Raw genomic sequence first — 6,583 nt, 5'->3', positions numbered from 1 at the left:
CTGGCGCCAACGCTGGCCGCGCCCTGGCGCCGCCGTGCGTGCCGATTTGGATGCTCTGGCACAGTTGTTGGGCGCACACTTGAGTGCCTTTAGCGGGAGCCCCCCGGCACGTGCCTGGACACGCCGCCAGGAGCTGCGCGAGCGCCTGCGCTTTCGCTTCCACGCCCTAGCGCTGTCGCCGGCGGCACCCTTCACCTATTTGGCGCTGGTGGCGCTGGACTTGGAGCGCCTGCGCCGCGCCCTGCTGGATCGTGCCCTCTTTCCGACGGTGCCGGCGGTTAAGACGCATGGGGAGGCCGCCTGATGCTGCGGCCCGTCGCCACACGTTGGTTCGAGGTCCTCTGCCCCCGCAGTGAGGCCGTGCGCACGCTGGCGGAGCTGGCGCGCACCGGTGCCGTGGAAGTCGAGCTGCGCGACCCGGAGGCCGTACACCAGCCGTTGGCAGACATCGCCGCAGGCCTTGCCGAGTACCAACGCTTGGCGCAGCGCTACCAGCGCTACTGGCAGCGCGGTCGCCTGCGCCGCGGCCCGCTTCAGGCGGCGCCCGTAAAGGTGATGGCGCGCGCTTTGGGACGCATTGCCGCTTGGCAGCAGGAGGCGGACCCGCTCATCGACCAGCTGCAGGCCTGTGAAGAGGAGCAGACCGGGCTCAAGTGGCTGGAGCAGATCATCGGCAAGGTGCGCGGCAGCGCTCTGGACTTCTCGCTGGTGACCGGCTCTGGTCCGGTGCTCGGCACCTTCTGCGCCATTCTGCCCGCCGGCACAGCACTCACGCTGCCCGAGCCCATGCTTGCGCGCAGCGTGCCCTGGACGGACGAGGACTGCTGGATGATCCTGGGCCCGACAGACCGGCTCGAGGCCGGTAAGGCGCAGGTGAAGGCCCAGCACGGGCGCATCGTGGTGCGCCCGTCTTGGCTCAAAGGGGATGCCGTCACCGCGCTCGCGCGCATTCGCGCCCGCCGGAGCTTTCTCTCCCGACGGATCGTTCACCTCACCGCAGAGCTGGACAGTCTGTTCGATGAGTACGCCTTGGACGAGAGCCTGGGCGAGGCCATCTGGCTCGACTGGTTCAGCCGCCGTGTGGGCGCACTGGAGCGTCAGGGCGAGCATCTGGCGTGGATCACCGGCTGGACCGACGACCTGGAGGGCGTGCGGCTGAGCGACGCCCTTGAGCGCGCTGGCACCCGTGCACTGCTCAGATTCGCACCACCGCCGCAGGGCATGCGTCCGCCCCAGGTGCTGCACAACCCGGCCTGGCTCAGGCCCTTCGAGCTCTTCGCGCGGGCGCTCGGCGTCCCCGGCGGCGATGAGGCCGACCCGACGCCCCTGCTGGCGGTGGTGGTGCCGCTGCTGTTCGGCTACATGTTCGGCGACGTCGGCCAGGGCCTGGTGCTGGTGGGGCTCGGGCTTTGGCTCATGCGCCGGTTCGATGCGGCGCGGCTTTTGGTGCTTTGCGGCGGCTCGGCGGTCTTCTTCGGCTTTCTGTTCGGCAGCCTGTTCGGCGTCGAGCACGTGATCCCGGCGCTCTGGCTGCATCCGCTGGAGCACCCGCTGATCGTGCTCGCGGTGCCGCTGGTGTTCGCTGTGCTGTTGCTGTCGCTGGGTCAACTCTTAGCCGGCTTCGGCGCGCTCGCTGCCGGACGCATCCGCCGGTGGCTCGCGGTGGATGCCGGCATGTTGGTGCTCTACCTCGGCCTGGTGGGCATGCTCGCGCTCCCCGGTGCCGGGCTGGGTCGGATCGGGGGTTGGATCGCGCTGCTGGGGCTCGCCTGGTACGTCGCCGGCTCCTATTGGCTCGCGCACAAGCTGCTGGGGGCGCTGGCCGCGCTGGGGCATCTCGCCGAGAGTGGCCTGCAGCTGCTCACCAACACCCTGTCTTTCGCCCGCGTCGGCGCCTTCGCGCTGGCCCATGCGGCCTTGTCCGCGGCCATTGTCACCATGGCGGCCGCCGCTCCCTGGTGGGCGGCCGTGCTGATCCTGATCCTCGGCAATCTGGTGGTCATCCTGCTGGAGGGGCTCGTGGTCTCCATCCAGACCACGCGGCTCGTGCTGTTCGAGTTCTTCAACCGTTTCCTCAAGGGCACCGGGCGGGTGTTCAACCCGCTGCCGGCGCCCCCCGCCGTCGTCACAGGAGGTCTGTCATGAGCAAATCCGTACTCGTCGCCGGCTCGCTATTCGTCTCCGCCGTGCTGGTGGCGGTGCTGGCGAGCCTGTTGCTGTGGCAGCCGCAGGCCTTCGCGCAGGCGGAGGTAGTGGAGCTCACCGAGCGGATCATCGATCCGAGCGTCCAGCGTTGGGGCTTCGTCGCCGCAGCACTGGCGACCACCGTCGGCGCGCTTGGCGCCGCTTATGCCGTGGCCACCGTGGGTGCGGCCTCGGTGGGCGCGCTGACCGAGAAGCCGGAGCTGTTCGGCCGGGTCATCATCCTGGTGGGCCTCGCCGAGGGAATCGCGATCTACGGGCTCATCGTCTCGGTGCTCATCCTGAACAAGATCTGAGCGGGCGGACCGACCGCCATGGCAGACGAGACCGCCGTCCGGTGCGTCTTCATCGGTGACGCCGTCAGCGCTGCCGGCTGGCGCCTCGCCGGTGCCGAATGTCACACGCCGCGGGCCGCCGAGCTGCCGGGGCTGCTGCGTGCATTGCGCCGGAGCGGCGATGTAGGGCTGATCGTGCTCACGGCCGAATGGGCGATGCATCTGCCACCGGCGCTGCGGGAGGAGGCGGCGGCCAGTCAGCGCCCGCCCTGTGTGGTAGTGGCGGACGCCCGCGGCCGCGTCGAGCCAGCGGACCTCACCGCCATCTTGAAGAAACAGCTGGGGTTAGCCGAATGAACACCGAAGAGCGCGAGCGCGCCCTGCTGAAGCTCGTGGAAGACGAGCGCGACAAGGTCTGCAGCCGCCTGCTCGCCGAGGCCGACGAGCGCGCCCGGACCATGGTCAGAGACGCCTACCAACGCGAGCGCGCAGCGCTGCATCAGCGCATCGTTGCCGAGCGCAGCCGCGCGGAGGGCATTCTGCGCGCTGCCGCCGCAGAGCGCGCCACCGCCGAGCGCCGCCGCGGCGAGCAGGCTGACGCGCGACTCATCGCCGCCGCCTGGCCTCGGCTGCAGGCACAGCTCGCAGAGCGTTGGTCCAACCCGGACCAGCGTCGGCGTTGGGTGCAGACGACGTTGGCGCAGGCCATCGAGCGGCTCCCCAGCCGCGGTTGGACCATCCGCCACGCCGGCGGCTGGCCACAGGCCGAGCGGGAAGCAGCGTTGGCGCAGCTGGCGCAAGCCGGCATCTCCCCGCCGGCGCTGCGCGCGGACGGCGATCTGGAAGCCGGGCTTGTGGTCGCCGCCGGCGGCGCGGTGCTGGACATGAGCCTCGAGGGCCTGCTGCGAGACCGTGCCCGTATCGAGGCGCGACTGCTGGCGCTCGCCAAGGGCCGGCACCAGCCAAGAGGCGGCGCCCGCACACCCATCCGGGCTGCAGCGCAAGAGGCCCCGTCATGAGCCGTGCCATCACCACCTGGATCAGCGGCCCGGTGCTGCGTGCGGCCTCCGAGGGCGCCTTTCTGCTGCGGGAGGCCGTGGTCGTCGGCGAGGACAGGCTGCTGGGGGAGGTCATTCGTGTGGCCAGGGAGGAGATCACTGTCCAAGTCTATGAGGACACCTCGGGTTTACGGCCCGGGGACCCCGTCGAGGGCAGCGGGCGGCTCCTGTCCATTCGTTTAGGTCCGGGCATCCTCGGCAACATCTTCGACGGGCTGCTGCGACCCATCGGGGTGGATGGTGCGACCGCCGAGTCTTGTCCCGAAACCGAGATGGCTGCCGACGCCGCCTGGGTCCGCCCGGGCATGCGCGAGGCTCCCGCCGGGCGCTTTCGGTTTGCACCGACGGTGGCCGTCGGCGATCGGGTCGCAGCGGGCACGGTGCTCGGCGAGGTCGGGCCAGAGGGCGCCGAGCCCACCGAGCAGGGCCTGCGCCAGCGCTGTTTGGTGCCGCCGGATGCCGCCCCCGGCGAAATCGTCGAGCTGGCGGACGCCGGCACGGCTGCCGAGGATGCGGCTGTGTGCACAGTGCGCACCGACGACGGCGGCGAATACGATGTCGCCCTATCTCACCGCTGGCCAGTGCGCCTGCCGCGGCCCGTGGCCAAGCGCCTGCCCACGGACGAGCCCATGCTGACCGGCCAGCGCATCCTGGATTGTCTCTTCCCCATCGCCCGCGGCGGCACCGCGTCCATCCCCGGCGGCTTCGGCACCGGCAAGACGGTGCTGCTGGAGACCATCGCCAAGTGGTGTGATGCCGACGTCATCGTCTACGTGGGCTGCGGCGAGCGCGGCAACGAGCTTGCCGGCTTGCTGGCGGAGTTCTTGGAGCTGGAAGACCCGCGCACCGGCCGCCCGCTGCTGGACCGCACCGTGGTCATCGCCAACACCTCCAACATGCCCGTTGCCGCCCGCGAGGCCAGCATCTACACCGGCATCACCGTTGCCGAGTACTTCCGCGACCAAGGTCTCGACGTGGCGCTGATGGCCGACTCCACCAGCCGCTGGGCAGAGGCGCTGCGGGAGGTCTCAGGCCGCCTCGGCGAGCTGCCGGGGGAGGGGGGCTATCCGGCCTACCTGTCCTCCAGGCTCGCGGATTTCTACGAGCGCGCGGCGCGGGTCGAGACGCTCGCCGGCGATAAGGGCTCCGTCAGCGTTCTGGGCGCCGTAAGCCCGCCGTCGGGGGATTTTTCGGAGCCTGTGACCAACCATACCCGCCGTTACGTGGGCTGCCTGTGGGCACTGGACGTGCGCCGGGCGCAGGCCAGGTTCTACCCGGCCATCCACCCGCTGACCTCCTACAGCGACAGCGCCCAGGGCCTGGCGCGCTGGTGGCACAGCGAGGGCTGCACCCGCTGGGAGACCCTGCGCCGACGCTTTCTGACACTGCTGGAAGACGAGGCGCGCCTGGAGCGCATGGCCCGCATCATCGGCCGCGACGCCATGCCGGCGCGCCAGCGCCTGACCCTGCTCTGCGCCCAGCTCATCAACCAGGCCTTCCTGCGCCAGTCCGCGTTCTCCGAGATCGACCGCTACGCCACACCCCAGCGCCAGGCGGTGATGATGCGCCTCATCGGCAGCTTCATCGACGCCGGCGACAAGCTGCTGGAGGAGGGGGTGCCGCCGGAGCGCATCAACGAGGCGCCGATCTTCCGCGCGCTGATGCGCATGGGCGAGGAGATCCCCGAAGGCGACTGGGAGCGGTTCTCGGAGCTGGACCGGGAGCTGACCGCAACGGTGCGGCGGCTGCGGGAGGAACCAGCGGAAGTTCAAGTTTGAAGTGGGAAGCTCGAGGTGGGACGTTTGCAGTTGGAGCGGGTGCCGCATGCCCGCCCCCTTTGCGTCGTCGCATCGTCGCGTCGTTGTGCGAATTTTCATCTTGCCATCTCGCGCCCATCCTGCAGCGTCGCTGCGTGGTTGAACCGCTCCGGGGGTGCGTGGCACCAGCGGCGTGGGACCCCGGTACGTGGTGCTTGAGGGGCGCGAGCGCTCTGATCGCCCAGAGGCTGCTGCGGCGGCGTGTCCGTTGTGTTAGTGTCGGTTTCTACAAATTTGTAGAGACCGGTGATTCAATCATGGCGACACAGATCTCAGCGCACATTTCGGACGAGACGCGACGCCAGATCGAGAGCTTCGTGCGGCAACGCGGCATCACCAAGGCCCGCCTCATCGAGGATGCGCTCCAGCACCATCTCGCGGCGCTGCGGGAGATTCCGGACGACATTGTGGTGCCGGCTAGGCTGATCCTGAGCCGGCAATCCTTCGACGACATCGTCGCCGAGCTCGAGTCGCAAGCGCCCCCGAGCGAGGCGCTGCGCGAGCTGATGCGGGGTGATGCCTGATCTCGACCTTCGGGAGGTCGTCGTCCGGCCGCTGGATCGGGCCGATGACCGTTCCGCCTTCTCCTGCGGCAATGTCGAGCTCGACCGGTTCTTTCAGCGCTACGCCGGACAGAACCAGTTTCGGCACCACATCGGCACGACGTACATCGCCCTGGTCGGCGACCGCTTGCTCGGTTTCGTCACGGTGAGCCCGGGAGAGCTGGCAGGCGAGACGGTCTCTGAACAGACCTGCAAGCGCTTGCCCACCTATCCCTTGCCGATCCTGCGCATGTCGCGTCTGGCGGTGGACCTGAGGGCGCAGGGGCAAGGCGTCGGCAAGCTGCTGCTCAGGTTTGCGCTCAAGTTGGCGCTGGAGCTGCGCGAGCGATTCGGCTGCGTCGGTGTCGTCGTCGATGCCAAGGCGGAGGCGGTGGATTTCTACCGCAAGCTCGGCTTTCGCCCGCTGACAGTGCTGCAAGGCGCGCTCGGCGACCGCCCCGAGCCATTGCCGATGTTCCTGGCCGCTCGGCAGATTGCCGCGCTGCTGGGCTGAGGGTCGGACGAGGGTCAGGGTCAGAGGGTCAGCAGAGGGTCAGAGGGTTAGGGTCAGGTCTCACATTGCACACCCGGGCACGCGGCGTTACCCTTCGTGGCGGCAAGGCGTCCTGGAGGTGGGCAGATGGCGAGACCGCTGCGGCTGGAGTCTGCCGTCGCTCGTTGCCGCGTGC

General features: G+C 69.5%; 8 protein-coding genes. All 8 read left to right on the top strand.

Annotated features, from left to right (window positions below; all coding sequences use genetic code 11):
- Window positions 1-304, top strand: a 304-nt coding sequence (locus tag I6U14_RS14960; protein WP_296900319.1) for a hypothetical protein, incomplete at its 5' end; no start/stop codon positions are given.
- Complete coding sequence (locus tag I6U14_RS14955) at window positions 304-2,145, top strand: V-type ATPase 116kDa subunit family protein (RefSeq protein WP_296900318.1); 1,842 nt, start codon at window positions 304-306, stop codon at window positions 2,143-2,145. The genes I6U14_RS14960 and I6U14_RS14955, both read left to right, overlap by 1 nt.
- A complete protein-coding gene (locus tag I6U14_RS14950) occupies window positions 2,142-2,498 on the top strand; it encodes an ATP synthase subunit C (RefSeq protein WP_296900317.1) in 357 nt (118 codons plus the stop codon). Before I6U14_RS14955 ends, I6U14_RS14950 begins: the two co-directional genes overlap by 4 nt.
- A gap of 18 nt (window positions 2,499-2,516) precedes the next feature.
- Window positions 2,517-2,834: a V-type ATP synthase subunit F gene (locus tag I6U14_RS14945; protein WP_296900316.1), complete on the top strand. Its 318-nt coding sequence runs from the start codon at window positions 2,517-2,519 to the stop codon at window positions 2,832-2,834.
- The gene (locus I6U14_RS14940) at window positions 2,831-3,496 is read left to right on the top strand and encodes a hypothetical protein (protein WP_296900315.1); all 666 of its coding nucleotides are present in this window, start codon (window positions 2,831-2,833) and stop codon (window positions 3,494-3,496) included. The genes I6U14_RS14945 and I6U14_RS14940 overlap by 4 nt, the downstream gene beginning before the upstream one ends.
- Complete coding sequence (locus tag I6U14_RS14935; protein ID WP_296900314.1) at window positions 3,493-5,313, top strand: V-type ATP synthase subunit A; 1,821 nt, start codon at window positions 3,493-3,495, stop codon at window positions 5,311-5,313. The genes I6U14_RS14940 and I6U14_RS14935 overlap by 4 nt, the downstream gene beginning before the upstream one ends.
- A 296-nt stretch (window positions 5,314-5,609) precedes the next feature.
- Entirely contained in the window at window positions 5,610-5,876 is a 267-nt protein-coding gene (locus tag I6U14_RS14930) for a hypothetical protein (RefSeq protein WP_296900313.1), read from the top strand.
- Window positions 5,869-6,408: a GNAT family N-acetyltransferase gene (locus tag I6U14_RS14925; RefSeq protein WP_296900312.1), complete on the top strand. Its 540-nt coding sequence runs from the start codon at window positions 5,869-5,871 to the stop codon at window positions 6,406-6,408. The genes I6U14_RS14930 and I6U14_RS14925 overlap by 8 nt, the downstream gene beginning before the upstream one ends.
- Window positions 6,409-6,583 lie beyond the last annotated feature (175 nt).

This window comes from Thiohalocapsa sp. (assembly GCF_019695415.1).
Classification (GTDB): domain Bacteria; phylum Pseudomonadota; class Gammaproteobacteria; order Chromatiales; family Chromatiaceae; genus Thiohalocapsa.
The sequence above is the reverse complement of the archived record's forward strand: the minus strand, read 5'-3'. Positions and strand labels throughout refer to the sequence as shown.

Excerpts from the sequence above, each read along its gene's own strand:
- I6U14_RS14935 (WP_296900314.1), top strand. The coding sequence starts at position 3,493 with ATGAGCCGTGCCATCACCACCTGGATCAGCGGCCCGGTGCTGCGTGCG.
- I6U14_RS14925 (WP_296900312.1), top strand. The coding sequence starts at position 5,869 with ATGCCTGATCTCGACCTTCGGGAGGTCGTCGTCCGGCCGCTGGATCGG.
- I6U14_RS14950 (WP_296900317.1), top strand. The coding sequence starts at position 2,142 with ATGAGCAAATCCGTACTCGTCGCCGGCTCGCTATTCGTCTCCGCCGTG.
- I6U14_RS14955 (WP_296900318.1), top strand. The coding sequence starts at position 304 with ATGCTGCGGCCCGTCGCCACACGTTGGTTCGAGGTCCTCTGCCCCCGC.
- I6U14_RS14940 (WP_296900315.1), top strand. The coding sequence starts at position 2,831 with ATGAACACCGAAGAGCGCGAGCGCGCCCTGCTGAAGCTCGTGGAAGAC.
- I6U14_RS14930 (WP_296900313.1), top strand. The coding sequence starts at position 5,610 with ATGGCGACACAGATCTCAGCGCACATTTCGGACGAGACGCGACGCCAG.
- I6U14_RS14945 (WP_296900316.1), top strand. The coding sequence starts at position 2,517 with ATGGCAGACGAGACCGCCGTCCGGTGCGTCTTCATCGGTGACGCCGTC.